Annotated in this window: 24 protein-coding genes; 18 read left to right on the forward strand and 6 right to left on the reverse strand. The window is 59.5% G+C overall.

Features of this window, described 5'->3' with window-relative positions; all coding sequences use genetic code 11:
* The coding region (locus ACRER8_RS18210) for an NUDIX hydrolase (RefSeq protein ID WP_431747611.1) at positions 1-194 on the reverse strand (194 nt) is incomplete at its 3' end.
* Positions 195-367: 173 nt separating this feature from the next.
* Here ACRER8_RS18210 and ACRER8_RS18215 point away from each other — a divergent pair.
* From ACRER8_RS18215 to purT, 4 genes are all read left to right on the forward strand, one after another.
* Positions 368-976, forward strand: coding sequence for a CoA pyrophosphatase (locus tag ACRER8_RS18215; RefSeq protein ID WP_431747612.1), 609 nt, complete (start codon positions 368-370; stop codon positions 974-976).
* A gap of 74 nt (positions 977-1,050) precedes the next feature.
* Positions 1,051-1,575 (forward strand): gamma carbonic anhydrase family protein, encoded by a 525-nt coding sequence (locus ACRER8_RS18220; protein ID WP_431747613.1) that lies wholly within the window; start codon positions 1,051-1,053, stop codon positions 1,573-1,575.
* Positions 1,575-1,814 (forward strand): DUF1289 domain-containing protein, encoded by a 240-nt coding sequence (locus ACRER8_RS18225; protein ID WP_431747614.1) that lies wholly within the window; start codon positions 1,575-1,577, stop codon positions 1,812-1,814. The genes ACRER8_RS18220 and ACRER8_RS18225 overlap by 1 nt, the downstream gene beginning before the upstream one ends.
* A 239-nt stretch (positions 1,815-2,053) precedes the next feature.
* A complete protein-coding gene (purT, locus tag ACRER8_RS18230) occupies positions 2,054-3,235 on the forward strand; it encodes a formate-dependent phosphoribosylglycinamide formyltransferase (protein ID WP_431747615.1) in 1,182 nt (393 codons plus the stop codon).
* A gap of 201 nt (positions 3,236-3,436) precedes the next feature.
* Here the strand turns inward: purT and ACRER8_RS18235 are convergent, their stop codons facing one another.
* The 3 genes from ACRER8_RS18235 to ACRER8_RS18245 form a co-directional block, all read right to left on the reverse strand.
* Entirely contained in the window at positions 3,437-4,759 is a 1,323-nt protein-coding gene (locus ACRER8_RS18235; RefSeq protein WP_431747616.1) for an MFS transporter, read from the reverse strand.
* Between the two features lie 301 nt (positions 4,760-5,060).
* Positions 5,061-6,299 carry a CNNM domain-containing protein gene (locus ACRER8_RS18240; protein ID WP_431747617.1) on the reverse strand — a complete coding sequence of 413 codons (1,239 nt, stop codon included), beginning with the start codon at positions 6,297-6,299 and terminating at the stop codon, positions 5,061-5,063.
* Between the two features lie 12 nt (positions 6,300-6,311).
* Positions 6,312-7,124: a cytochrome C assembly family protein gene (locus tag ACRER8_RS18245; RefSeq protein ID WP_431747618.1), complete on the reverse strand. Its 813-nt coding sequence runs from the start codon at positions 7,122-7,124 to the stop codon at positions 6,312-6,314.
* Between the two features lie 242 nt (positions 7,125-7,366).
* Here ACRER8_RS18245 and ffh point away from each other — a divergent pair, with 242 nt between their 5' ends.
* The 11 genes from ffh (at position 7,367) to ACRER8_RS18300 (ending at position 21,035) form a co-directional block, all read left to right on the forward strand.
* Positions 7,367-8,743 carry a signal recognition particle protein gene (gene ffh, locus ACRER8_RS18250; RefSeq protein WP_431747619.1) on the forward strand — a complete coding sequence of 459 codons (1,377 nt, stop codon included), beginning with the start codon at positions 7,367-7,369 and terminating at the stop codon, positions 8,741-8,743.
* Between the two features lie 247 nt (positions 8,744-8,990).
* Positions 8,991-9,242, forward strand: coding sequence for a 30S ribosomal protein S16 (gene rpsP / locus ACRER8_RS18255; protein WP_110949946.1), 252 nt, complete (start codon positions 8,991-8,993; stop codon positions 9,240-9,242).
* A gap of 5 nt (positions 9,243-9,247) precedes the next feature.
* Positions 9,248-9,784: a ribosome maturation factor RimM gene (rimM, locus tag ACRER8_RS18260; RefSeq protein WP_431747620.1), complete on the forward strand. Its 537-nt coding sequence runs from the start codon at positions 9,248-9,250 to the stop codon at positions 9,782-9,784.
* Between the two features lie 3 nt (positions 9,785-9,787).
* On the forward strand, positions 9,788-10,540 hold the full coding sequence (gene trmD, locus ACRER8_RS18265) for a tRNA (guanosine(37)-N1)-methyltransferase TrmD (protein WP_431747621.1): 753 nt from the start codon (positions 9,788-9,790) through the stop codon (positions 10,538-10,540).
* 43 nt (positions 10,541-10,583) lie between these two features.
* Entirely contained in the window at positions 10,584-10,934 is a 351-nt protein-coding gene (gene rplS, locus ACRER8_RS18270) for a 50S ribosomal protein L19 (RefSeq protein ID WP_008018567.1), read from the forward strand.
* A 255-nt stretch (positions 10,935-11,189) separates the two neighbouring features.
* The gene (xerD, locus tag ACRER8_RS18275) at positions 11,190-12,086 is read left to right on the forward strand and encodes a site-specific tyrosine recombinase XerD (protein ID WP_431747622.1); all 897 of its coding nucleotides are present in this window, start codon (positions 11,190-11,192) and stop codon (positions 12,084-12,086) included.
* 168 nt (positions 12,087-12,254) lie between these two features.
* Positions 12,255-12,995 (forward strand): bifunctional protein-disulfide isomerase/oxidoreductase DsbC, encoded by a 741-nt coding sequence (dsbC, locus tag ACRER8_RS18280; protein ID WP_431747623.1) that lies wholly within the window; start codon positions 12,255-12,257, stop codon positions 12,993-12,995.
* A 135-nt stretch (positions 12,996-13,130) separates the two neighbouring features.
* Positions 13,131-14,435: a homoserine dehydrogenase gene (locus ACRER8_RS18285; RefSeq protein ID WP_431747624.1), complete on the forward strand. Its 1,305-nt coding sequence runs from the start codon at positions 13,131-13,133 to the stop codon at positions 14,433-14,435.
* 103 nt (positions 14,436-14,538) lie between these two features.
* On the forward strand, positions 14,539-15,948 hold the full coding sequence (thrC, locus tag ACRER8_RS18290) for a threonine synthase (RefSeq protein ID WP_431747625.1): 1,410 nt from the start codon (positions 14,539-14,541) through the stop codon (positions 15,946-15,948).
* 121 nt (positions 15,949-16,069) lie between these two features.
* A complete protein-coding gene (locus tag ACRER8_RS18295; protein WP_431747626.1) occupies positions 16,070-19,696 on the forward strand; it encodes an ATP-binding protein in 3,627 nt (1,208 codons plus the stop codon).
* Between the two features lie 85 nt (positions 19,697-19,781).
* A complete protein-coding gene (locus ACRER8_RS18300) occupies positions 19,782-21,035 on the forward strand; it encodes an EAL domain-containing response regulator (RefSeq protein WP_431747627.1) in 1,254 nt (417 codons plus the stop codon).
* Here the strand turns inward: ACRER8_RS18300 and ACRER8_RS18305 are convergent.
* On the reverse strand, positions 21,004-21,663 hold the full coding sequence (locus tag ACRER8_RS18305) for a response regulator (protein ID WP_431747628.1): 660 nt from the start codon (positions 21,661-21,663) through the stop codon (positions 21,004-21,006). The two genes, ACRER8_RS18300 and ACRER8_RS18305, sit on opposite strands and share 32 nt — an antisense overlap.
* 101 nt (positions 21,664-21,764) lie before the next feature.
* On the opposite strand from ACRER8_RS18305, the gene ACRER8_RS18310 reads away from it, so the two are divergent.
* Together ACRER8_RS18310 and ACRER8_RS18315 are read left to right on the forward strand one after the other, a co-directional pair.
* Positions 21,765-21,953: a hypothetical protein gene (locus ACRER8_RS18310; protein ID WP_431747629.1), complete on the forward strand. Its 189-nt coding sequence runs from the start codon at positions 21,765-21,767 to the stop codon at positions 21,951-21,953.
* Between the two features lie 181 nt (positions 21,954-22,134).
* Positions 22,135-22,431 carry a DUF3509 domain-containing protein gene (locus ACRER8_RS18315; protein ID WP_431747630.1) on the forward strand — a complete coding sequence of 99 codons (297 nt, stop codon included), beginning with the start codon at positions 22,135-22,137 and terminating at the stop codon, positions 22,429-22,431.
* 162 nt (positions 22,432-22,593) lie between these two features.
* Here ACRER8_RS18315 and ACRER8_RS18320 read toward each other — a convergent pair whose 3' ends face one another.
* A complete protein-coding gene (locus tag ACRER8_RS18320; RefSeq protein WP_431747667.1) occupies positions 22,594-23,487 on the reverse strand; it encodes a TIGR02285 family protein in 894 nt (297 codons plus the stop codon).
* Positions 23,488-23,776: 289 nt separating this feature from the next.
* On the opposite strand from ACRER8_RS18320, the gene ACRER8_RS18325 reads away from it, so the two are divergent.
* Positions 23,777-24,319 (forward strand): YaeQ family protein, encoded by a 543-nt coding sequence (locus ACRER8_RS18325; protein WP_431747631.1) that lies wholly within the window; start codon positions 23,777-23,779, stop codon positions 24,317-24,319.
* Positions 24,320-24,379: the final 60 nt, after the last annotated feature.

The raw sequence follows: 24,379 nt of genomic DNA on the forward strand, positions 1-24,379 counted from the left end.
CAGTAACCCAGGCGTGGCTCAATGGCGCGGCGGCAGAGCAGCACCTTGCCATCCCAGACCGGCAACACGCCCGCGACGATGTTGGGATTCTGGTAATGAATGGTATGGCAGTGCTCGCAGACATAACGCAGGCGGCTGTCGCCCTCGGGGATGCGTTGGATGACCTGTTCGCCGCATAGGCTGCAGAATTTCATGATCGATCGGGTTCCTGAAGTCAGCGGCTATCTTGGCGTGCCACGCGGGTGGTCGGCAAGCTATGTGTTGTTTCAGGCGCGAGAGTTGTAGGCTCCCGAGTTATAACGCGGGGGCTTGGGGCCACCAGCACTTTGGTGCATCATGCCGGACAGGCAACAGATCGAGAATCCTCATGCTGGACGAGCTACTTCGCCGTATAAGCAGCCACACGCCGGGCACTCTGGAGACGGACAAACGCTTTCCCGAGGCGGCGGTGCTGGTGCCCATCACCCGCAGTGACGAACCGGAGGTGGTGCTGACCCTGCGCGCCAGCGGCCTGTCGACCCACGGTGGCGAAGTTGCGTTTCCCGGCGGGCGACGGGATCCCGAAGACCCCGACCTGGTGTTCACCGCGCTGCGCGAGGCCGAGGAAGAAATCGGTCTGCCTCCCGGCCTTGTCGAGATCGTCGGCCCGCTCAGCCCGCTGATCTCTAAGCACGGCATCAAGGTCACGCCCTACGTCGGCGTCATTCCCGATTTCGTCGAGTACAAACCCAACGATGGCGAGATCGCCGCCGTCTTCAGTGTTCCTCTGGAATTTTTCCGTCAGGACGTCCGCGAGCACACGCACCGCATCGATTATCAGGGCCGCAGTTGGTATGTGCCGAGCTATCGCTTTGGCGAGTACAAAATCTGGGGCCTGACCGCAATCATGATCGTCGAACTGATGAACGTTTTGTTCGACAGTAATATCAGTCTGCACCACCCGCCCAAGCTTTCCATTGCGATACCGAAGTCCTGATCAACGCTTTTTCATCCAACCGTGAGCCCCGCGCTCGCCCCACGGCCGCAGAGCCGACCCACGAGGAAAACAATATGAAATACCGCCTGGGCGATGCCCGAGTCCAAGCCCATCCGCAAAGCTGGATCGCCCCCACCGCCACATTGATCGGCAACGTTCGCCTGCAGGCCAATGCCAGCGTCTGGTTCGGTGCCGTGCTGCGCGGCGACAACGAGCTGATCGACATCGGCGAAAACAGCAATGTGCAGGATGGCACCGTGATGCACACCGACATGGGCTCGCCGCTGACCATCGGCAAGAACGTGACAATCGGCCACAACGTCATGCTTCATGGCTGCACGGTGGACGACAACACGCTGATCGGCATCAACTCGGTGATCCTCAACGGCGCGAAGATCGGCAAATACTGCATCATCGGCGCCAATTCGTTGATCGGTGAAGGCAAGGTCATCCCCGATGGATCGCTGGTGATGGGCTCGCCGGGCAAGATCGTGCGCGAATTGACCGACGCGCAGAAGAAGATGCTCGAAGCCAGCGCCGCCCATTACGTTCAAAACGCACAACGTTACGCACGCGACCTGGCGCCGCAGGAAGACTGATGTCCGTCGAACACCCCGATAAAAGCCCGCCTCACGTCCTCCACGAAAAACCCGTGCGTTCGCCGTGTGTAAACATCTGCGCGCTAGATGAGGCCGACGTTTGCGTGGGTTGCCAGCGCACGGTTCTGGAAATCACCGGCTGGAGCCGCATGAGTAATGACCAACGGCGCGCGGTGCTGGCACTGTGCAGCGAACGCGCGCGGGTTGGCGGGGTGATGTTTTCGGTGGGTGGAGGTTAACGCTACCTCTTTTAGGAGCCGGCTTGCTGGCGACTGCGTCGTGTCAGATACATCAATGTCGACTGACATACCGCATTCGCCAGCCAGGCGGCTCCTACAATGATTGCGTTGATTGCTGGATCGCCCGTCCGCCGCTGCATCCCATTTCCCGGCCATCGTGGTAAATTGCGCGCCTTTCTCCCCTGCGGTTGCTCGCACATGGCGGGCTGCCCTCGATATCTGCTCCACGAGGACCTGAGATGACTCAAATCGGAACTCCACTGTCGCCGACCGCGACCCGCGTTTTGCTCTGCGGTTGCGGCGAGCTTGGCAAGGAAGTGGTGATCGAACTGCAACGTCTGGGCGTTGAAGTGATTGCCGTCGACCGTTACGCCAATGCTCCGGCCATGCAGGTCGCGCACCGCAGCCATGTGATCAACATGCTCGACGGCGCTGCACTGCGTGCCGTGATCGAGGCCGAGAAGCCGCATTACATCGTCCCGGAAATCGAAGCCATCGCCACCGCGACGCTGGTTGAACTGGAGACCGAAGGCTTCACCGTGATTCCCACCGCGCGCGCCGCGCAGCTGACCATGAACCGCGAAGGCATTCGTCGTCTGGCCGCTGAAGAACTGGACCTGCCGACGTCGCCGTACCACTTCGCCGATACTTTCGAAGACTACAAGAAGGCCGTCGAAGACCTGGGCTTCCCCTGCGTGGTCAAGCCGGTCATGAGTTCTTCGGGCAAGGGCCAAAGCCTGCTCAAGACCGAAGCCGACATCCAGAAAGCCTGGGATTACGCGCAGGAAGGCGGTCGTGCCGGCAAGGGCCGGGTGATCATCGAAGGCTTCATCGACTTCGACTACGAAATCACCCTGCTGACCGTGCGTCACGTCGGCGGTACCACCTTCTGCGCGCCCGTCGGCCATCGTCAGGAGAAGGGCGACTATCAGGAATCCTGGCAGCCTCAGGCGATGAGTCCGGTTGCGCTGGCGGAGTCCGAGCGCGTTGCCAAAGCCGTGACCGAAGCGCTGGGCGGACGTGGCCTGTTTGGCGTCGAGCTGTTCATCAAAGGCGATCAGGTCTGGTTCAGTGAAGTGTCGCCGCGCCCACACGACACCGGCCTGGTGACCCTGATCTCTCAGGATCTCTCGCAGTTCGCGTTGCACGCCCGCGCTATCCTGGGTCTGCCGATTCCATTGATTCGCCAATTTGGTCCGTCGGCTTCGGCGGTGATTCTGGTGGAGGGCCAGTCGACCCAGACCGCGTTCGCCAATCTGGAACAGGCCCTGAGCGAACCGGACACCGCGCTGCGTCTGTTCGGCAAGCCGGAAGTCAATGGTCAACGCCGCATGGGCGTGGCCCTGGCACGTGACGAATCCATCGACGCTGCCCGCCGCAAGGCAACGCGCGCTTCGATGGCGGTGAAGGTGCAGCTGTAAATCTTCCCCTGATAAAAAAACGGCGCCCTCAAAGGCGCCGTTTTTTATTGGGCTACGAAGCTCTCAAGCCGGGCACACAACCCCTGTGGGAGCGAATTCATTCGCGAAACGTTCGTGTCGTCGACACACATCTGTCGCCTGAAACATCTTTCGCGAATAAATTCGCTCCCACAGGGTTGTGTCCGGGTTGTGCCTGCGTCCTCAGGCAATCTTATCCAGATCCGCATTCCGCGTTTCTTTCAGACACAGCACCGCAATCAAACTCAGCAACGCCGCCGCCGACACATATCCGCCGACCCAGCTCAATCCGCCCATTTCCACCAGTTGCTGGGCGAAGAATGGCGCCACCGAAGCCCCGACAATGCCGCCGATGTTGTAGGCCGCCGATGCGCCGGTGTAGCGCACGCGCGTCGGAAACAGCTCTGGCAGCATCGCGCCCATCGGTGCGAAGGTCACGCCCATCAGGAACAGCTCGATGGACAGGAACAGCGTGACTGCCCAAGTGGTGCCGTGGGTCAACAGGGGTTCCATCAGGAAACCTGACAGAATCGCCAGCACACCACCGATGATCAGCACCGGCTTGCGGCCGAAGCGATCACTGGCCCACGCCGACAGTGGTGTCGCCAATGCCATGAACAGCACCGCGAAGCACAGCATGGCGAGGAACGATTCGCGGCTGTAGCCCAGCGTTTTGACCCCGTAACTGAGCGAGAACACGGTCGACATATAGAAGAGTGCATAGCACACCACCATTGCTGCCGCACCCAGCAGCATCGGCGCCCAGTACTGCGCGAAGAGTTCGATAATCGGCATTTTCAGCCGCTCGTGGCGAGCAATGGCCTTGGCAAAAATCGGCGTCTCTTCAAGCTTCAGCCGCACGTACAAGCCGATCACTACCAGCACGGCGCTGAGCAGAAACGGAATCCGCCAACCCCAGGCGCGGAACTGCTCGTCGTTCAAGCTCATGGCCAGGGTCAGGAAGAGGCCGTTGGCAGCGAGAAATCCGATCGAAGGCCCCAATTGCGGAAACATACCGAACCAGGCGCGCTTGCCTTTGGGTGCATTTTCAGTGGCCAGTAGCGCCGCGCCGCCCCATTCACCACCCAAACCCAGGCCCTGACCGAAACGCAGGAGGCAGAGCAGGACCGGCGCCCAGTAGCCAATAGCGTCGTAGCCCGGCAGCACGCCGATCAGCGTGGTGCAGATGCCCATCAGCAGCAGCGAAGCCACCAGTGTGGATTTGCGGCCGATGCGATCCCCGAAGTGGCCGAACAGCGCCGAACCCAACGGTCGTGCGAGAAAGGCGATGCCGAATGTCAGAAACGCCGACAGCATCTGTGCGGTGCTGGATGTTTGCGGAAAAAACACCGGTCCGATCACTAGTGCGGCTGCAGTGCCATAGACGTAGAAGTCGTAGAACTCGATGGCGGTACCGATAAAGCTCGCGGTGGCTACGCGGGCGGCGGAGTTGGCGGGAGGCGCCTCGCGCTCGTCGCTAGAGGGGAAAGTGGAGGTACTGGTCATGCGGGTATCCCTGGCAGTCATCTTGCCTGTCAGCGGGAGAAGAAACGTCCTGCGCGCGCTGGGGCAATCGTTAATTATTTTGGGTACAGCGCTGAACAGACTAGCCCGGATGCGGGCAAAGCGTTGGCAGTGCTCGGGATGGGAGCGGGCGCCAGGGGAATCGCGTTAAGACGTCAGGCTGAGTGACTGGCCGACTCACGCATTGTGCGGGTAGCACGCGGGGCGGCGGGGCTGGGTAAGCGACTCGATTATAGGAAGGGCGTCAGCGCGGAAACAAGTGTTTCAAACGTAGCAATGCTCTTTAAATGACGTCCTTGGTCCGGCTGTTCTGCCACATGAGTACGCGGCTGACACGATTGTCTTCGGTTTCCAGTGTTTCCAGGCGATACGGCCCGATCTTGAGGCACACCGAGCTGTCGGGGATGGTTTCCAGCGCTTCGGTGATCAGGCCGTTGAGGGTCTTGGGGCCGTCGGCAGGCAGGTGCCAGCCCAGGCTCTTGTTCAGGTCCCGGATCGAGGCCGCACCTTCGACCACCAGCCGTCCGTCAGGCTGCGGATGAATATGCGGGTTATCCAGGGATTGCTCGCTTTCGAACTCGCCGACGATCTCTTCGAGAATGTCTTCCAGACTGACAATGCCCTGCACCTCGCCGTATTCATCGACCACAACGCCCATGCGCCGCTGCTGCTTGTGGAAATTCAGCAGTTGCAGCTGCAACGGCGTGCTTTCCGGAACGAAGTAAGGCTCGTAGCAGGCCGCTTTCAGCGCTTCCTTGGTCAGCTGTCCGCGTGGCAGCAAGTGGCTGATCATCCGGGTGTTGAGCACCCCTTCAACCTGGTTGATGTCGTTGTGGTAGACCGGCAGTCGGGTGTGACGCGAGATGATCAGCTTGTCGGCGATTTCCTCGATGGTCTCGTCCAGATTGATGCCATCCACTTCACTGCGCGGCACGAGGATGTCGTTGACGGTCATGCTGTCCAGCGCATGAATCCCGGAAATGACCCGGGAGCGACCGAACTGGCTTTCGTTGTCCTGGTAGATGGTTGGTCCCATGTCGTCGTCATCGGCGGCGGTATCAGGCCGACGCTTGGACAGAAACGGGCGCAACAGCAGCTTGGCGACGTTCTTGTAGATCCAGGTCAGTGGCCGCAGCAGGCGCATGGGAACCCGTAGCACGTTGTTGCCCAACAGCAGAATGGCTTCGGGGCGGCGGGCAGCGAGCTTGCGCGGAATGAATTCGGTGACGATCACCAACACGCTGGCGACCGCAATCCAGGCGATCAGCGGGCCGTGGTAGTACCACTGACCGATCGCCAGCAAGGTTGCCAGGATCGTGATCAGCACTTTAAGCAGCGTGTTGCCGAGAATCAGGCTGTTGAGGTTGAACGCAAGAGCCGGCTTGGGCGGTTCGCTCGATCGTGGGTTGATATGCACCGCACGCAGGTTGTGATGGGCCGCTTCCACTGCGGTGAACAGCGCGGACCACAGCGTGAGCAAGGCGAGGAGCGCAAGCATCGTGCCGATCGGCAGGTTATCCATGATCAGCGCCCGTCAGATGTGCAGGATGTATTCGCGTACGAGCTTGCTGCCGAAATAGGCCAGCATCAACAGCAGGAATCCGCCCAGGGTCCAGCGAATTGCCTTGTGGCCGCGCCAGCCCAGACGCGTGCGTCCCCACAGCAGGACGCTGAACACGATCCAGGCAAGGATCGACAGCAGCGTCTTGTGCACCAGATGCTGGGCGAACAGGTTCTCGACGAACAGCCAGCCGGAAATCAGCGACATCGACAGCAGCGTCCAGCCGGCCCACAGGAAACCGAACAGCAGGCTTTCCATGGTTTGCAGCGGCGGGAAGTTCTTGATCAGCCCTGACGGGTGTTTGTTCTTCAACTGGCGGTTTTGCAACAGCAGCAGCAAGGCCTGAAACACCGCGATGGTGAACATGCCATAGGCCAGGATCGACAGCAGAATGTGACCGATCAGGCCGTGTTCGCCGAGGATGGGCTGCAGCGTGCCGCTGGGTGCGAACTGCGCCATCAGGGTCGTCAAAAGCCCCAGCGGGAACAACAGGATCAGCAGGATCTCCACCGGAATGCGGATGCACGCCAGCATGGTCACGATAATGACCGCGACGGCGATCAGACTGGCGGCACTGAAGAAGTCCAGGCCCAGGCCGATCGGGCGTACCAGCTGGCCGAAAAGCGCACTGGCCTGACAGGCGACGGCAAGGGTGCCGATCAGGCACAGCAGCCATTTATCGGCCTTTTTGCCCTGACGCAGGCGGGTGCCTTGATAGAGGGTCGCAGCGGCGTAAAGCACGGCGGCGGCGAGGCTGAATAGCAAACTCGGTGACAAGGGGAACATAGATCCTGTTGGGCGTGCCCGAAAGCCGCTGAGTTTGGCATAGAACCGACATTGCACGAAAGACCACAGAAGCAGACGTCGTGGTGTCCGTGCGCCGGAGTCTTCGCTATAATCCGCGACCTGCTCAAGCCACAGGCTCGCCGAGCGCTGTTCCCTCTATATATAAGCATCGCACTCAAGCGTTCTATATAGAGGGCCGGGCCGCATCAACTGGGGTTCATGACGAACTCAAAGGATCACGCATGTTTGAAAATCTGACAGATCGTCTCTCGCAGACGCTGCGCCAGGTCACCGGCAAAGCCAAGCTGACCGAGGACAACATCAAGGACACTCTGCGTGAAGTGCGTATGGCGCTGCTCGAAGCCGACGTCGCCTTGCCGGTTGTCAAGGATTTCGTCAATCGCATCAAGGAACGCGCCGTCGGCACCGAGGTGTCGCGCAGCCTGACACCGGGCCAGGCGTTCGTGAAGATCGTCCAGGCCGAGCTGGAAGAGATGATGGGGGCCGCCAACGAAGAGCTGACCCTCAACGTCGCGCCGCCGGCGGTGATCCTGATGGCAGGTCTGCAGGGTGCGGGTAAGACCACCACTGCGGGCAAACTGGCGAAATTCCTCAAGGAGCGCAAAAAGAAAACCGTGATGGTGGTGTCCGCAGACGTCTACCGTCCGGCGGCGATCAAGCAGCTGGAAACCCTGGCCAACGACATCGGCGTGACCTTCTTCCCGTCCGATATCAGCCAGAAGCCAGTGGCTATCGCAGAAGCGGCCATTAAAGAAGCCAAGCTCAAGTTCATCGACGTCGTGATCCTCGACACCGCCGGCCGTCTGCACATCGACGCCGAGATGATGGGCGAGATTCAGGCGCTGCACGCAGCGGTCAAACCGGCTGAAACCCTGTTCGTGGTCGACGCCATGACCGGTCAGGATGCCGCCAACACCGCCAAGGCCTTTGGCGATGCGCTGCCGCTGACCGGCGTGATCCTGACCAAGGTCGACGGCGATGCCCGTGGCGGTGCTGCATTGTCGGTACGCGCCATCACCGGCAAGCCGATCAAGTTCATCGGTATGGGTGAAAAGAGCGAAGCTCTGGAGCCGTTCCACCCTGACCGTATTGCCTCGCGCATCCTTGGCATGGGTGACGTGCTCAGCCTCATCGAGCAGGCTGAACAGACCCTCGACAAGGAAAAGGCCGACAAGCTGGCCAAAAAACTGAAGAAAGGGAAGGGCTTCGACCTCGAAGATTTCCGCGATCAGTTGCAACAAATGAAGAGCATGGGCGGCCTTGGCGGCCTCATGGACAAACTGCCGAGCATCGGCGGCGTCAACCTGTCGCAGATGGGCAACGCGCAAAGCGCCGCAGAAAAGCAATTCAAGCAGATGGAAGCCATCATCAACTCGATGACCCCGGCCGAGCGTCGTGACCCTGAGCTGATCAGCGGTTCGCGCAAGCGCCGAATCGCCATGGGTTCCGGCACCCAGGTGCAGGACATCGGGCGTCTGATCAAGCAGCACAAGCAGATGCAGAAGATGATGAAGAAGTTCTCGACCAAAGGCGGCATGGCCAAGATGATGCGCGGAATGGGCGGAATGTTGCCCGGCGGCGGCATGCCCAAGATGTGATTTGCACCGCGCGGGATCCTGTTCCGCGCGTTCTTCTTTGGGAAAACCTTCCCACTGGCCTGCTTCGGCAGGCGCTTAATGGCCGTCGATGATGACGGCTCCTTGGCAAATCTTGATGGCCTTGCGGCTCCTGCCGGAAAAAGTCATTTGCAAAAGTCCGGATATTCCTTAGAATATGCGGCCTTTCGGGCACCCATGCCCGCTGTGCATCTTAGATTTGCAGCACCGACTACAGGAACTTTGTTCAATGCTAACAATCCGTCTTGCCCTTGGCGGCTCCAAAAAGCGCCCGTTCTACCACCTGACTGTGACCGACAGCCGTAACCCACGCGACGGTTCGCACAAGGAACAAATCGGTTTCTTCAACCCGGTCGCCCGTGGTCAGGAAATCCGTCTGTCCGTGAACCAAGAGCGCGTAGCCTACTGGCTGAGCGTTGGTGCACAACCTTCTGAGCGCGTTGCTCAGTTGTTGAAGGAATCTGCCAAGGCTGCGGCCTGAGCAATATGAACGCGACGCCAGTTGTTGCTGATGACTTGATCGTTATTGGCAAGATTTATTCTGTTCATGGCGTTCGCGGCGAAGTGAAGGTGTATTCCTTTACTGATCCGACTGAAAACCTGTTGCAGTACAAAACCTGGACGCTCAAGCGCGAAGGCAATGTGAAGCAGGTTGAGCTGGTCAGCGGGCGCGGGAGCGACAAGTTCCTGGTCGCGAAGCTCAAGGGTCTCGATGATCGTGAAGAAGCTCGTCTTCTGGCGGGTTATGAGATCTGCGTGCCGCGCAACATGCTTCCTGATCTAACCGACGGCGAGTACTACTGGTACCAGCTCGTGGGTTTGAAGGTCATCGATCACCTCGGACAGTTTCTCGGGAAAATCGATCATCTTCTGGAAACCGGCTCGAACGATGTAATGGTGGTCAAGCCCTGCGCAGGCAGTCTGGATGATCGTGAGCGCTTGTTGCCCTATACGGAGCAATGCGTGTTGGCCGTCGATCTGGTTGCAGGCGAGATGAAGGTGGATTGGGACGCGGATTTCTAAGCAATGGCTAGCCTGCGCATAGAAGTCATCAGTCTGTTTCCCGAGATGTTTTCCGCCATCAGCGAATACGGCATTACCAGCCGTGCGGTGAAACAAGGGCTGTTGCAGCTCACTTGTTGGAATCCGCGGGACTACACCACGGATCGGCATCACACTGTGGACGATCGCCCGTTTGGCGGTGGCCCTGGCATGGTGATGAAGATCAAGCCTCTGGAAGATGCTCTGGTTCACGCCAGGCAGGCAACAGGGGATGCGGCGAAGGTGATCTACCTGTCGCCACAAGGCCGCAAACTGGATCAGTCTGCGGTACGCGAACTGGCGCAGGAAGAAGCACTCATCCTGATTGCCGGTCGTTACGAAGGCATTGACGAGCGCTTTATTGATGCTCATGTCGATGAGGAGTGGTCGATTGGTGACTATGTGTTGTCTGGCGGTGAATTGCCGGCCATGGTCCTGATAGATGCGGTTACGCGACTGCTGCCTGGAGCTTTAGGGCATGTGGATTCCGCGGAGGAAGATTCCTTCACGGATGGTCTGCTGGATTGCCCGCACTACACCCGACCGGAGGTGTATGCGGATCAGCGTGTTCCCGACGTGTTGCTAAGTGGCAATCACGCACACATCCGGCGTTGGCGTTTACAGCAGTCCCTTGGGCGGACCTATGAACGACGCGCCGATCTTCTGGAAAGCCGCTCGCTTTCTGGAGAAGAGAAGAAGCTGCTGGCGGAATACCTCCGTGAGCGGGACGATAGTTAACGTATCGATGGTAAATCCGACTGATTTACCTTAGGAGCACAGCATGACCAACAAAATCATTCTTGCACTCGAAGCAGAGCAGATGACCAAAGAGATCCCTCCCTTTGCCCCGGGCGACACCATTGTCGTTCAGGTGAAAGTGAAGGAAGGCGACCGTTCGCGTCTGCAAGCGTTCGAAGGCGTTGTAATCGCCAAGCGTAACCGTGGTGTGAACAGTGCTTTCACTGTTCGTAAAATCTCCAACGGTGTTGGCGTTGAGCGTACTTTCCAGACCTACAGCCCGCAAATCGACAGCATGGCTGTGAAACGTCGCGGTGACGTTCGCAAAGCCAAACTGTACTACCTGCGTGACCTGTCCGGTAAAGCAGCTCGCATCAAGGAAAAACTGGTTTAATTCCAGTCTCCGATGCAAGAAAAAGCAGCCTTCGGGCTGCTTTTTTGTTGCCTGTGAAATATCCAGGCGGCGTACAACCGGTGGGAGCGAATTTATTCGCGAGACGATGTTTCAGCCGACCGGGATGTGTTGTTTGTACCAACCTCTCGCGAATGAATTCTCTCCCACAAGTCATTTTGCAGGTCCGATGTTTTTTGTGTCGCGTTGGGAGATATGAAAGACTGCCTACCGTTTCCCCCGCTCAAGCCTGATCCCATGCCCGCTTTAGACCACCCCATGATCGACCGCTTCCTCGACGCCCTCTGGCTGGAGAAGGGGCTGTCGGACAACACTCGGGATTCGTATCGCAGTGACCTGACGTTGTTCAACGGTTGGTTGCAGGAACGGGGAATTGAACTGATGAGCGTCGGGCGCGGGGTGATTTTCGATCATCTGGCCTGGCGGGTAGACAACGGCTATAAGGCTCGCTCATCTGCACGGTTCCTTTCCGGCGTGCGTGGCTTTTATCGCTATCTGCTGCGGGAAAAGCTGATCACGGTCGATCCCACGTTGCAGGTCGACATGCCGCAACTGGGCAAGCCGCTGCCCAAATCCTTGTCCGAGGCGGATGTCGACGCGCTGCTGGCCGCGCCGGACCTGAGTGAAGCTATCGGCCAGCGTGACCGGGCGATGCTCGAAGTGCTCTACGCCTGCGGCCTGCGGGTGACGGAGCTGGTGAGTCTGACCCTCGAACAGGTCAACCTGCGTCAGGGCGTATTGCGGGTCATGGGCAAGGGCAGCAAGGAGCGTCTGGTCCCCATGGGCGAAGAAGCCATCGTCTGGGTCGAACGCTACATGCGTGACGCCCGGCAGGAGCTGCTCAATGGTCGTCCAAGCGATGTACTTTTCCCCAGCCTGCGGGGCGAACAGATGACTCGCCAGACCTTCTGGCACCGGATCAAGCTTCAGGCCAAGGTCGCTGGCATCGGCAAATCCCTGTCGCCACACACTTTGCGCCATGCGTTTGCGACTCATCTGCTCAACCACGGCGCGGATCTTCGAGTAGTGCAGATGTTGCTGGGGCACCGCGATTTGTCCACTACGCAGATTTACACCCACATCGCGCGAGCTCGCCTACAGGATCTGCACGCAAAACATCATCCACGCGGGTAATTCGGTAGCGGTAATTTACGACGAGTCTTACATCAGTGGGCGTCGGTCTTGCCAGCCTTATGTGATAGGCTTTGCCGGTTTCGCAGATTGGAGCGTCGAAAACCTCCCGGCACGTCCGCGTCCGCTGTTTTCATTCATGCCCGTCTGCCCACCGCTCGAGGAGTTTTCATGCGCGTGACTCGTTTTATCGGTGCTGCCGTCGTAGCGCTGGCCAGCACTTTCACTCTGTTCGCCCACGCCGACGAGGCGTCCGACAAGGCCATTCGCAAGACCCTGGAGTCATTGAACCTGGAAATCCCGGTCGAGAGCATCACCAGCAGCCCGCTCAATGGTCTGTACGAAGTCAATCTGAAGGGCGGACGTGTGCTATATGCCAGCGCTGACGGCCAGTTCGTCATGCAGGGCAATCTCTACCAGGTCCAGGGTGGCAAGCCGGTCAACCTGACCGAAAAGGTCGAGCGTCAGGCGATCTCCAAAACCATCAACGGCATCCCGACCGCAGAAATGGTCGTCTATCCGGCGGTGGGCGAGACCAAGTCGCACATCACCGTCTTCACCGACACCACCTGCCCGTATTGCCACAAGTTGCATGGCGAAGTACCTGAGCTCAACAAGCGCGGGATCGAGGTGCGTTACGTGGCATTTCCGCGTCAGGGCCTGGGTTCGCCGGGTGACGAACAACTGCAGGCCGTATGGTGCTCCAAGGATCGCCGCGACGCGATGGATCGTATGGTCGACGGCAAGAACATCAAGGCGCCGAAATGCGATAACCCGGTCACCCGACAGTTCGAAATCGGCCAGGCGATTGGCGTGAACGGCACGCCAGCCATCGTTCTGGCGGACGGTCAGGTGATTCCGGGCTACCAGCCGGCACCGCAAGTTGCCAAACTGGCACTCAGCGCCAAGTAATTCTGCTCGTCGCGGCCTTGTCTGCGACGGGCATTGAAGTGCCGTAACTGTCGGTGCTTCATCAATAGCGAGCCGCATCCACTGCGGCTGTTTTCACGGCCGGCCTCGCGTCGGCCGTTTTATGGGGAGTTCATAGTGAAACCGGTCAAAGTAGGCATCTGTGGGCTGGGTACTGTCGGTGGCGGTACCTTCAATGTGCTAAAGCGTAACGCCGAGGAAATTGCCCGCCGTGCCGGGCGTGGAATCGAAGTGGCGCAAATCGCCGTGCGTAGACCAAACCCCAATTGCCAGATTACCGGTACCCCGACCACCACCGACGTTTTCGAGGTGGCCAGCAACCCTGAAATCGACATCGTCATCGAACTCATCGGCGGCTACACCGTCGCCCGCGAGCTGGTGCTCAAGGCCATCGAGAACGGCAAGCATGTCGTCACCGCCAACAAGGCGCTGATCGCCGTTCACGGCAACGAAATCTTCGCCAAGGCCCGCGAGAAGGGCGTCATCGTTGCCTTCGAAGCCGCAGTCGCTGGCGGTATTCCGGTGATCAAGGCGATTCGTGAGGGCCTGGCCGCCAACCGTATCAACTGGGTGGCCGGCATCATCAACGGCACCGGCAACTTCATCCTTACCGAGATGCGCGAGAAGGGCCGTACCTTCCCCGACGTGCTGGCCGAAGCCCAGGCGCTGGGTTATGCCGAAGCCGATCCGACCTTCGACGTCGAGGGCATCGATGCAGCGCACAAGCTGACCATTCTGGCGTCGATCGCGTTCGGGATCCCGCTGCAGTTCGACAAGGCCTACACCGAAGGCATCACCCGACTGACCGCCGCTGACGTCAACTACGCCGAAGCGCTGGGTTATCGCATCAAGCACCTGGGCGTTGCGCGCAGCACCCCGGCCGGTATCGAACTGCGTGTACACCCGACGCTGATTCCAGCGGATCGCCTGATTGCCAACGTCAACGGCGTGATGAACGCTGTGATGGTCAATGGTGATGCCGCTGGCTCGACGCTGTTCTACGGCGCCGGTGCTGGCATGGAACCGACTGCTTCGTCCGTCGTCGCTGATTTGGTCGATGTCGTTCGCGCCCTGACCACCGACCCGGAAAACCGCGTTCCGCATCTGGCATTCCAGCCTGACTCGCTGTCGGCTCACCCGATCCTGCCGATCCAGGATTGCGAGAGCGCCTACTACCTGCGTATTCAGGCCAAGGACCACCCAGGCGTGCTGGCTCAGGTCGCGAGCATCCTGTCCGAGCGTGGCATCAACATCGAATCGATCATGCAGAAAGAAGTCGAAGAACAGGACGGCCTGGTGCCGATGATCCTGCTGACTCACCGCGTGGTAGAGCAACGTATGAACGACGCCATCGAAGCCCTGGAGGCACTGCAGGATGTGGCTGGACCGGTCGTTCGCATTCGTGTCGAACACCTCAATTAACAGCAGCGTCGAGCGGCAAGCTACAAGCGACAAGTCAGAAGCAATCGACGCTCGGCTTGCAGCCTATAGCTTGAAACTTGAAGCTAAACCGAAGGTTTGAAAAATGCGTTATATCAGTACTCGCGGCCAGGCGCCGGCCCTGAACTTCGAAGACGTGCTGCTTGCCGGCCTCGCCACCGATGGCGGCCTGTACGTTCCGGAAAACCTGCCACGTTTCACTCAGGAAGAAATCGCCTCCTGGGCGGGCCTGCCGTATCACGAGTTGGCGTTCCGGGTGATGCGCCCCTTCGTCGCCGGCAGTATTCCGGATGCCGACTTCAAAAAGATTCTCGAGGAAACGTACGGCGTGTTCGCGCACAGCGCGGTAGCGCCGTTGCGTCAGTTGAACGGCAACGAGTGGGTCATGGAGCTGTTCCACGGCCCGACCCTGGCATTCAAGGACTTCGCTCTGCAGCTGCTCGGTCGCCTGCTGGACTATGTCCTGGAAAAACGCGGCGAGCGCGTGGTGATCGTCGGCGCAACCTCCGGTGACACCGGCTCGGCGGCCATCGAAGGCTGCCGTCGTTGCGAGAACGTCGACATCTTCATCCTGCACCCGAACAATCGCGTATCGGACGTTCAACGGCGCCAGATGACCACCATCTTCGGCGACAACATCCACAACATCGCCATCGAAGGCAACTTCGACGACTGCCAGGAAATGGTCAAGAACAGCTTCGCCGACCAGAGCTTCCTGAAAGGCACGCGCCTGGTGGCGGTGAACTCGATCAACTGGGCGCGGATCATGGCCCAGATCGTCTACTACTTCCACGCGGCCCTGCAGCTGGGCGGTCCTGCGCGTTCGGTGGCGTTCTCGGTGCCGACCGGCAACTTCGGCGATATCTTCGCCGGTTACCTGGCGCGCAACATGGGCCTGCCGATCAGCCAACTGATCGTCGCAACCAACCGCAACGACATCCTGCACCGTTTCATGAGTGGCAATCAGTACGTCAAGGAAACCCTGCACGCCACGCTGTCGCCGTCCATGGACATCATGGTGTCGTCGAACTTCGAACGTCTGCTGTTCGACATGCACGGTCGCAACGGCGCCGTGATCGCAGGGTTGATGGACAGCTTCAGACAGGGTGGCGGTTTCAGCGTAGAAGAAGATCGCTGGACCGAAACCCGCAAGCTATTCGATTCGCTGGCAGTGAGCGATGAACAGACCTGCGAAACCATCGCAGAGGTCTTCGCCAGCACCGGCGAGGTGCTTGACCCGCACACCGCCATCGGCGTGAAGGCGGCCCGTGATTGCCGTCGCAGTCTGGACACCCCGATGGTCATTCTGGGGACCGCGCATCCGGTCAAATTCCCGGACGCGGTGCAAAAGGCGGGCGTAGGAAAAGCACTGGAGTTGCCTGCACATTTGTCTGATTTGTTCGAGCGTGACGAGCGCTGCACTGTTCTGCCGAATGACCTGAAAGCCGTGCAGGCCTTCGTCAGTCAGCACGGTAATCGTGGCAAACCGCTCTGACAGTATCGCTATGTAACAACTTAAGGCCCGCCCATCGGCGGGCCTTATCGTTTCTGCATGCCACACTTGCGCGATATTTCTGATTTTCGCGGATAAACAATTGGCGGTAGAGAACATGAACATGGACACGCAAGGAATGCCCGTCCAGAACAGGATTTTTCGATACATGCTGTGCGCGCTGGTGCTGCTGGCGTGTGTCTGGAACCGAGCAGGCCATGGGGCGGAAAATCTGCCTTTTGTGCTGGGCGCTCCCTTTTTGAGCCAGCAGGCATTGCAGCTCGACGACTCTGATCATCAATGGCTGGATGAACATCGGCGGCTTCGGGTCGGTATTTCAATTGCCGACTACGAGCCCATTGATATCACCAGCGATCGCAATCGCTACCAGGGCCTCAGTGCCGATTATCTGAGCCTGATCAGTGCCAAGCTGGGGATTCCCGTGCGCGTCTCGGGGTTTGCCAAACGCGAACAGGCGGTCGCGGCGCTGCTTGCCGGCGAGGTCGACCTCTTGAGCAGCGCCAGTGGCTATGAACGAGGGGTATCGGGATTGGCGTTCACTCGCGACTACCTGCCGGATCGGGCAGTAGTGGTGGGGCGCGGTGACGATCACACATTGTCGACTTCCTTGAGCGGCAAGCGCATCGCCCTGCTCGACGGCTATGCCGATGCCGATATCGTGCATCGGGTGTATCCAGACAGCGAGGTCATATTGGCGCCGACGCTGTTCAGTGCGATGGAAGCCCTGGCACAGGGCGATGTCGACGCCTTCGTCGGCAACGAAGTGATCGTTCGTTCCTATAACGCTTTGCGACCCTATCTGGGGCTGCAAATCAGGTTCGAAAGTCTGCTGCCTCCTGGTGGCTTTGCCTTTGTCACCCGCAAGGAGGACGCGAGGCTGCTGGCGCTGCTGGAGCGAGCACTTGGCGATCTGGATGATTCGGTCAGCCGGGAAATTCAAGGACGCTGGACCGTCGGTCTTGGCGCGGATATACGGGGCCAGCGCATTCGGCTCAGTGCGGACGAGCGGCAGTGGGTGGGCAGACACACCCAGGTCATGGTCGCCTCGACCCTGCATCCGCCCTACATTTACCAGGATGTCAGCGGTCATTGGGCCGGACTGAACATCGACATCCTCAACCGGATCTCGCGCATGACTGGGCTCAAGTTCGTGCATCAGGCGATGCCTTCCACTCAGGCAGCGCTGGATACTTTGGCTTCCGGGGCGGCCGACATGAACACCACCCTTGCCGAAACCCAGGGGCGCCGAACATTCCTGGACTTCAGCTACGCCTACGGTGGCAATAGCTGGGTCTACGTGATTCGAGCGGACAACGATTCTTCGGTGAGCCTGGCCGAGATGTCCGGCAAGGTTCTGGCGATGCCAGCTCGACACGCCTTGCTGGAATTCATTCGCGACAATTACCCGGACGTGCAGTTGAGACTTGTGCCGACCTACGCCGATGCTCGGCGGTTGGTGGAAGGCGGGCAGGCCGAGGCCACCATTCAGAACGAGGCAGGGGCCTGGATGTCTCCCCCGGGCAAGCTGAAGGTCGGGCGCAGCGTGGAGGGCAGGTGGTCGCCTGACCGTTTTGCGGTGATCAAGACCGAGCCGGAACTGTTGAGCATCCTCAACAAGGCGCTGGATGAGTTTCCAGTCGCAGAGATGCGGGCTATCCGCATGAAGTGGCTGGGCGGAATAATGTCGCAACCGACTTTCCTGCAGCGTATTCCTGCCTGGGTGTATTGGCTGTTGGCGGTGGCAATGCTACTGGGGCTGGTGTCGCTGATCTGGAGCAGCCGACTCAAGTTGCAGATTCATCATCGGCTGCGCGCTGAAGCACAGCTCAGCGACCAGCTGGCGTTCAAGCGCGCACTGCTCGACGGTATCCCCAACCCTATCTACGTTCGAGATCTTCAGGGGCGGCTGGTCTCTTGCAACCGCAGCTACGAGGAAAGCTTCGGTATCAGCTATGAACAGATGAATGGCCGGCGCCTGATTGATGTCGATCTGATTCCTCGCGAAAGCGCCGAGCGGATGCACGCGGATTACATGAGCCTGCTGCAAACCCAAGAGCCGGTCTTCGTCGATCGCAGTATGGTGCTTTCCGGGCGACGCATTGAGGCCTGGCAATGGACCGTACCGTTTTACAGCGCCGATGGTCAGCTACAAGGGCTGCTGGGTGGCTGGATAGACATTACCGAGCGCAAGCGCCTGGAGCGCGAGCTGACATTGGCCCAGCAGCAGGCCGAACAGGCGAATCGGGCCAAGAGCACGTTTCTGGCGAACATGAGTCACGATATCCGCACGCCCATGTCAGCCATCGTCGGTTTGCTGGAACTTGAACGCGAACACACCCGACTGCGTGGCGGAACGCCGTCCGAGGGGCTGGAGGTCGCTCATCGTTCGGCACGGGAATTGGTGGAATTGATCGGCGAGAGCCTGGATCTGGCGAAGATCGAGGCCGGTCAGTTGCAGCTGTCAATGGTAGTCACCTCATTGCAGCCGCTGCTCGACGGGGTTTACCAGTTATTCGAGGTACAGGCGCAGGAGCGCGGTCTGCTGTTCATCCTCAACTGCGCACCGCGGGTTGCGGAAGCTTACTGGATCGATCCGCTGCGTCTACGACAGATCCTGCACAACCTGATCAGCAATGCGTTGAAGTTCACGTCCGAGGGTTCGGTGACCATCCATGTCAGCACTCGCCCCGGCGCCCAGAACCCGCCGGGGTTGCGCATCGAGGTAGTCGACACCGGGATGGGCATGAGCCCCGAACATCAGGCGCGTTTGTTTCAGCCTTTCGCGCAGGCCGATGCGCAGACCGCCGGGCAGTTTGGTGGCACTGGCCTGGGGCTGAGCATTTGCAAGCAACTGGTGGAATTGATGGGCGGGCAGATCAGCATTGCCAGCGCCTTGGGCGAGGGCACTCGAGTCACGTTCGACCTGCCTGTGATGGCGGCAGAGACTTCGGTCGCGCCACGGCTTCTGCCGGATCGGCCCCGAACAGCCGAAACGGCGCTACGAATTCTGGTGGCCGATGATCTGTCGGCCAACCGCCTGGTGCTGACCGGGCAATTGGAACTGCTGGGGCATCAGGTTACTGCCGTCGACAGCGGGGCCGCGGCGCTGGAAGCCTGGCGCGACGGTTATTTCGATGCATTGATTACCGACTGCAACATGCCGGACATGGACGGATACGAACTGACGCGGACGCTTCGTGCCATCGAGCGGCTGGAGCAGTGCGCGGGACGCCCGATCATCGGCTGCACCGCCAACGCCATGCACGAGGAGCGCGCTCGCTGTGAGGAGGCGGGAATGGATGCCTTGCTCATCAAGCCGGTGTCGTTGGCGCAATTGGCCGAAAAGCTCGACGAGGTGGTCGCCCCTGCGGAGTCTGTCGCGCAACAGTTCGACGTTCAGGTTCTGCACCGCATGACTCAGGCCAATGAAGCGCAGATTCAGAAAATGCTCGAAGAACTGTGGAGAAACCTGCGGCAGGAGCGCGAACTCCTTGAGCCTGCCATCGCCGCGCGGGACTGGAAAACCCTCAGCGCCAGTCTTCATCGTCTCAAGGGTGTGGCCTGTCTGATCGATGCCGCGCCGCTGGCCAGGGCCTGTGCGCAACTGGACAGCGACGTGCGTGCGCGGACCCACGGTTCGGTCGATAGCGCATGGCAGGTGCTGCACGCGTCGATGGCGGCGCTGAGCCACGCACTTGAGGCCCACCTGGACGAGGTGCCTGCACTTTAAGACGTGTCCTATGGGGGGCAGTTGGGCGGATCTTTAGATTGCAGATCCCGAAGCCGGCTCAGGCTTCGATCGCAGAGGGCTCAGCGTGCGTTCGCTCAAGGTTCTGATACTCGAAGACAATCCGTTCCAGCTGATGGCGCTGCATCAGATGCTCAATGCCAATCAGGTGTTCGACGTACTGACGGGGGGCAGCGTCGAAACGGCGCTGCGTTCGCTGAAGCGGCGAGGTCCGGTGGATATCGCCATCTGTGACCTGCAGATGGATGGTAAAGACGGTCTTTCGCTGATCGGACACCTTGCCGTGACCGGGCTGGCGCGGGCGGTGATCATTCTCAGCAGCGCCGAGGCTTCGGTAATCGACAGCGCCGCGCAGCTGGCCCGACAGCAAGGAATCAGCGTGCTTGGCGTGCTGCAGAAGCCGGCCTCGGTGGCCGCCATTGGCGACCTGCTCAATAAGTGGATGAGGCTGGCTGGCGACCCAGGGTCGGCCACCCAACCCATGGCCTCGGCCCTGCCAGCGTTGTCGCCGCTCGATGACACGCAGGACTATTCGGCTCAATGGATTGCTCATTTCCAGCCTAAGATGGGACCTGATGGTGAACTGGTCGGAGTCGAATTGCTGGCCCGCTGGCAGCATCCAGCTCTAGGTCTGTTGCTACCGGGCCGTTTTCTTTTGCAGGTGGAGCAGGCAGGGCTGATACCGGACCTGACTTGGCACATGCTGGAACTTGCACTGAGCCTGTCCCATCGCTTGCTGCTGTCTCATCGCCGCGCCTTGCCGGTGGCCGTAAATATCCCTCCACAGATGCTCGATCTGCCGGAGTTCGTGCCGCGCTTGCTGTTGCTGCTGGAACGCTTTGCGGTTCGTCCGCAGATGCTGACGCTGGAAGTGGTCGAGCAGTCCGCGCGCCAGATGGCTGTCGTGCAATTCGAGAATCTGCTGCGGTTGCGAATGGCTGGCTGCCGTCTGTCTATCGACGATTTCGGAACAGGCGCATCGAACATCCAGCGGCTGCTGGAATTACCGTTCAGCGAACTGAAAATTCCAGCGGAGTTCGTCCGTGGCATGGCGGACGACCCACGCAAATCGGCGGTGGTCGGCGGCGCATTGTTCATGGCGCGAAAAATGGCCCTGGACGTCGTGGTCGAAGGTGTCGAGACAGTTGAAGACTATGACGCGGTGTCGATGCTGGGCAGTCCGGCGATTCAGGGCTATTTTATTGCTCGGCCGATGTGCGAAGCCGATTTGATGAACTGGCTGGATGAGCTTGAGCATCATCCGGAGCGCGTGCTGGCGTTTTGGTCGCTCACGCCAGACCATGCTCCTGCAGGTAGATGAACAGCGCCGCGTCGTTTGCCAGCCCCAGCTTGCGCATGGCATTGACCTTCTGCGCGCTCACCGTCTGTTTGCTGCGATGAAGCTGCGCTGCGATGGCACCCACTGCATTGCCTGCCGCGAACAGGCGAATGACTTCCAGCTCGCGAGGCGAAAGGTCTTCCAGCGCCACTAGGATATCGGAGCCATGATCGGTCGCCTCCAGCAACATGCGCTGCACCGAATCGGCGATGAACGTTTTGCCATTGCTGACGTGATCGATGGCGGCGGGCAGTTCTTCCGCCATGCTGGCCTTGCTCAGCAGCCCGTCGACATTCAGTGCGAGCATCGAGCGAAACAGCCCGGCGTTGTTGAGCATGGTCACCACGATGATCGGCAGCGTCGGATGCTCGCGGCGGATTCGCTCGAGCAGGCGCAGGCCATCGTTCTGATCCTGGACGGGCATCATGAAATCGGTGACCAGTAGGTCGCACGCCTCACCCTTGAGGGTCTCCAGCAGCTCGTCCGGCGCACTGGCCTGGGCAATTACCGTTGCGCGCTGGTTCTGCTCGATCACAACCTTCAACCCGATCAGGAATATCGGGTGGTCATCCGCCAGGATCACGCGCAACGCTTGTTCGTTGGCTGCCATGCTGGCGGCTCCTCTGGATGAAAATTCGGACGTGTCCTAAATGTTTGGCGTCGACGCTGGCTCAGACTCTCCGCCAATCATCCTGAAATGGAAAGTTACCGATGAAAACGTTCAAGGAACAGAGAGCATGTCGGGCTGAGCGTGCCGGTTCTACAGTCCCGAGTACCGTTTTTGTGGCGCGGATCACGCCTTGTCGCTATTCGGTTCGACAGGCCATCCATCGCTATCGCCATATCCAGCAGGATGACGGCAGCGACGTTTCGTCCACCATCCTCAAAGTGCTTGGCTGAGGCCTGAGGCCGGCGTCTTCAAAATAGTGAATTCTGTCTGTCACATTCAGCAGGCATGCTCAACAACAGGTTGCTGCCATCACCCAGCTCAAAGCGAAAGCTGCGGCGAAAAGAACTTTCCGACTGTGCCGATGGTCATTGATAAGCACCTTTGCATTCAAACTGTTGAGTGGTGATCCAGATGGAAAATATCAGCTTACTGCTAAGCGAAGCACTGGCACCTTATCAGGCGAGCCTGGGAGCTGCCGGTGTGAATGGCGAGCGTCTGGTGACGCTGAGAAATGCAGCCGGTGCGATCGTGATCGAACGCGTTTATTCCGCTGCCCAGCTATGTGACAAGCGCCAGCTGACCGATGTGGTCGACGGGCTTCATCGTGATTTGATGGTCGCCGAGGGGCGAATCGAGCCTTGCGTGATCGCTGCCATGCGCAATGCCGCACAGGCAAATACATTCGCCGTTGGTCGCGGGTTTGCGTGAGTGTCGGGGAACCTTATTCCTTAAGTAAGCTCCTATCCATTACGGCAGGCGCAGGCATTGTGCTCCGGTGTTTATGTTGCCTGCCGTACGGGTCCAAGATGGACCACGGTTGACCCCGAGTAGTCTCCCCGCTGCTCGGGGTTTCTTTTTGCCTGGCGTTTTTCAGTGCTGCGGTTCTTCGAAAAACGTCCGCGCGTCTCGCAGGTATTCCTGCCTGTTGACCATCCAGTCGGCATAAAACAAGACCAGTTTCGTCGTTCTCAACACGCGCATCTCGCGGTTGATGATCTCGATGGCGTCGCGACCCTTATCGGTCTTCGAACAGCCGATATGGGCGAACTGATATTTCGGCGCGTCCTTGACCGGGAAAAATTCCAATTCATCCAGCGGGATGCCTTGCTGCTGTGCGTGGTAGCGGGCCTCCGGCCAATAGCTGATGATCGCCTGGAAGCGATCGAGGCGCTCCATCTGCAGCATGCTGCTCACCGCCGCGTTGCCGTAATGCAGGATCAGGCTGTCGGGGTGGGCAGTGCTGCGCAGGATCTTGTCGATCACCGGGCCATAACTGCGCTCGGCGACGATGCCGGTCTTGACCGTATTGCTGGCCAGCAGCGCGTTCAGGTCAATATGCCGGTCCTCAGTGAGGAAAGGTGCGAACATCCCGTGATTGCTGCGCTCTATGGTCACGCCATTACCGGGGGTCGCGTAAGTGGGAATGGAGAACAGAATGGTTTGCCCCCGTTCCGGCGTCCACAGCAGAGTCGGATCGCAGGCGAACACATCGGGGTCCTGAAGCATTTGCGTCCCGCGAGCGCGATTGACGTGCATGATTTGATGGTCGTATTCCGGCATCCGCGCGATCAGTTCCGGCATCAACCTGTCGATCGCACCCTGACCGGTTTGCGGGCCGGAAAAAATCGTCAGCGGCGGAAAGTCACGCAGCAGCCACGTCAGCGTTTCCCTGGCGTGTGCGGTCCCGGGCGTTGCGCTCAATGCCGAGGTGATAAGCAGGAGCAACAGTCCTGAGCGAAGGGGGGGCGAGTAACGATTGACCATCCGTCGATGTAAATCCCGAAAAAACTGACTGAGTCCGCCGCACTGACCGCAGGGGTCCGATTTCGCGGCGGGCCACTCTGTGAACTTCATGCTAGAGGGTCTCGCAGTAAGATTATCGGCGTTGTGAATCATTTGTTTAACAGTCACCACCTTGAGAGGAGTAAAGCACCGCAGCGAATGTGCGCACATCGATTTTGCATCGCCGCGCCGATCAATCATCGGGTTCGGTCGTTCAACGGGGTGCGCATCGGTTAGACTTGGCGCCTTTCCTGTCTCTAGAAGCCCGTTCATGGCCCAGCCGTCCACGACCTACAAATTCGAACTGAACCTCACCGACCTTGATCGCGGGGTTTACGAAAACGTCAAACAGACCATCGCCCGCCACCCTTCGGAGACCGAAGAGCGCATGGCCGTGCGCCTGCTGGCCTACGCGTTCTGGTACAGCGAGCAGCTTTCGTTTGGCCGCGGTCTGTCAGATGTCGACGAACCGGCACTGTGGGAAAAAAGCCTGGATGACCGCGTCCTGCACTGGATCGAAGTCGGTCAGCCGGATGCCGATCGCTTGACCTGGTGCTCCCGACGCACCGAGCGCACCAGCTTGCTGGCTTATGGCAGCCTGCGGGTATGGGAAGGCAAAGTCGTCCCGGCGGTGAAAAATCTGAAGAACGTCAATATCGCCGCCGTGCCGCAGGGAGTGCTCGAGACATTGGCCAAGGACATGCCCCGGGTCATCAAGTGGGACGTCATGATCAGCGAAGGCACCATTTTCGTGACCGACGATCGTGGTCAGCATGAAGTGCAATTGCAGTGGCTGGCCGGTGAGCGCGGCTGATCGCCGACGACTCGCCACACGCTACTGCCTCAGCACCAATAGAACACATCAGCGGAACCC

The organism is Pseudomonas sp. (assembly GCF_050739935.1).
GTDB lineage: Bacteria > Pseudomonadota > Gammaproteobacteria > Pseudomonadales > Pseudomonadaceae > Aquipseudomonas.

Excerpts from the sequence above, each read along its gene's own strand:
- ACRER8_RS18215 (WP_431747612.1), top strand. The coding sequence starts at position 368 with ATGCTGGACGAGCTACTTCGCCGTATAAGCAGCCACACGCCGGGCACT.
- ACRER8_RS18220 (WP_431747613.1), top strand. The coding sequence starts at position 1,051 with ATGAAATACCGCCTGGGCGATGCCCGAGTCCAAGCCCATCCGCAAAGC.
- ACRER8_RS18225 (WP_431747614.1), top strand. The coding sequence starts at position 1,575 with ATGTCCGTCGAACACCCCGATAAAAGCCCGCCTCACGTCCTCCACGAA.
- purT (WP_431747615.1), top strand. The coding sequence starts at position 2,054 with ATGACTCAAATCGGAACTCCACTGTCGCCGACCGCGACCCGCGTTTTG.
- ACRER8_RS18235 (WP_431747616.1), bottom strand. The coding sequence starts at position 4,759 with ATGACCAGTACCTCCACTTTCCCCTCTAGCGACGAGCGCGAGGCGCCT.
- ACRER8_RS18240 (WP_431747617.1), bottom strand. The coding sequence starts at position 6,299 with ATGGATAACCTGCCGATCGGCACGATGCTTGCGCTCCTCGCCTTGCTC.
- ACRER8_RS18245 (WP_431747618.1), bottom strand. The coding sequence starts at position 7,124 with ATGTTCCCCTTGTCACCGAGTTTGCTATTCAGCCTCGCCGCCGCCGTG.
- ffh (WP_431747619.1), top strand. The coding sequence starts at position 7,367 with ATGTTTGAAAATCTGACAGATCGTCTCTCGCAGACGCTGCGCCAGGTC.
- rpsP (WP_110949946.1), top strand. The coding sequence starts at position 8,991 with ATGCTAACAATCCGTCTTGCCCTTGGCGGCTCCAAAAAGCGCCCGTTC.
- rimM (WP_431747620.1), top strand. The coding sequence starts at position 9,248 with ATGAACGCGACGCCAGTTGTTGCTGATGACTTGATCGTTATTGGCAAG.
- trmD (WP_431747621.1), top strand. The coding sequence starts at position 9,788 with ATGGCTAGCCTGCGCATAGAAGTCATCAGTCTGTTTCCCGAGATGTTT.
- rplS (WP_008018567.1), top strand. The coding sequence starts at position 10,584 with ATGACCAACAAAATCATTCTTGCACTCGAAGCAGAGCAGATGACCAAA.
- xerD (WP_431747622.1), top strand. The coding sequence starts at position 11,190 with ATGCCCGCTTTAGACCACCCCATGATCGACCGCTTCCTCGACGCCCTC.
- dsbC (WP_431747623.1), top strand. The coding sequence starts at position 12,255 with ATGCGCGTGACTCGTTTTATCGGTGCTGCCGTCGTAGCGCTGGCCAGC.
- thrC (WP_431747625.1), top strand. The coding sequence starts at position 14,539 with ATGCGTTATATCAGTACTCGCGGCCAGGCGCCGGCCCTGAACTTCGAA.
- ACRER8_RS18295 (WP_431747626.1), top strand. The coding sequence starts at position 16,070 with ATGGACACGCAAGGAATGCCCGTCCAGAACAGGATTTTTCGATACATG.
- ACRER8_RS18305 (WP_431747628.1), bottom strand. The coding sequence starts at position 21,663 with ATGGCAGCCAACGAACAAGCGTTGCGCGTGATCCTGGCGGATGACCAC.
- ACRER8_RS18310 (WP_431747629.1), top strand. The coding sequence starts at position 21,765 with ATGAAAACGTTCAAGGAACAGAGAGCATGTCGGGCTGAGCGTGCCGGT.
- ACRER8_RS18315 (WP_431747630.1), top strand. The coding sequence starts at position 22,135 with ATGGAAAATATCAGCTTACTGCTAAGCGAAGCACTGGCACCTTATCAG.
- ACRER8_RS18320 (WP_431747667.1), bottom strand. The coding sequence starts at position 23,487 with ATGGTCAATCGTTACTCGCCCCCCCTTCGCTCAGGACTGTTGCTCCTG.
- ACRER8_RS18325 (WP_431747631.1), top strand. The coding sequence starts at position 23,777 with ATGGCCCAGCCGTCCACGACCTACAAATTCGAACTGAACCTCACCGAC.